1 protein-coding gene is annotated in these 880 nt (G+C 60.6%); it reads left to right on the forward strand.

What is annotated here, in order from left to right; all coding sequences use genetic code 11:
* Positions 1–61 precede the first annotated feature (61 nt).
* A complete protein-coding gene (locus tag QSJ60_RS19035) occupies positions 62–826 on the forward strand; it encodes an IS6-like element IS6100 family transposase (protein ID WP_001389365.1) in 765 nt (254 codons plus the stop codon).
* The last annotated feature ends 54 nt before the right edge of the window (positions 827–880 follow it).

The raw sequence follows: 880 nt of genomic DNA on the forward strand, positions 1-880 counted from the left end.
GGCTCTGTTGCAAAAATCGTGAAGCTTGAGCATGCTTGGCGGAGATTGGACGGACGGAACGATGACGGATTTCAAGTGGCGCCATTTCCAGGGTGATGTGATCCTGTGGGCGGTGCGCTGGTATTGTCGCTATCCGATCAGCTATCGCGACCTTGAGGAAATGCTGGCGGAACGCGGCATTTCGGTCGACCATACGACGATCTATCGCTGGGTCCAGTGCTACGCCCCGGAGATGGAGAAGCGGCTGCGCTGGTTCTGGCGGCGTGGCTTTGATCCGAGCTGGCGCCTGGATGAAACCTACGTCAAGGTGCGGGGCAAGTGGACCTACCTGTACCGGGCAGTCGACAAGCGGGGCGACACGATCGATTTCTACCTGTCGCCGACCCGCAGCGCCAAGGCAGCGAAGCGGTTCCTGGGCAAGGCCCTGCGAGGCCTGAAGCACTGGGAAAAGCCTGCCACGCTCAATACCGACAAAGCGCCGAGCTATGGTGCAGCGATCACCGAATTGAAGCGCGAAGGAAAGCTGGACCGGGAGACGGCCCACCGGCAGGTGAAGTATCTCAATAACGTGATCGAGGCCGATCACGGAAAGCTCAAGATACTGATCAAGCCGGTGCGCGGTTTCAAATCGATCCCCACGGCCTATGCCACGATCAAGGGATTCGAAGTCATGCGAGCCCTGCGCAAAGGACAGGCTCGCCCCTGGTGCCTGCAGCCCGGCATCAGGGGCGAGGTGCGCCTTGTGGAGAGAGCTTTTGGCATTGGGCCCTCGGCGCTGACGGAGGCCATGGGCATGCTCAACCACCATTTCGCAGCAGCCGCCTGATCGGCGCAGAGCGACAGCCTACCTCTGACTGCCGCCAATCTTTGCAACAGAGCC

It is taken from the genome of Agromyces sp. NBRC 114283, assembly GCF_030268405.1.
Lineage (GTDB): Bacteria > Actinomycetota > Actinomycetes > Actinomycetales > Microbacteriaceae > Agromyces > Agromyces mediolanus.

Bases quoted from the DNA above. Each gene is read 5' to 3' on its own strand.
- QSJ60_RS19035 (WP_001389365.1), top strand. From the start codon at position 62: ATGACGGATTTCAAGTGGCGCCATTTCCAGGGTGATGTGATCCTGTGG.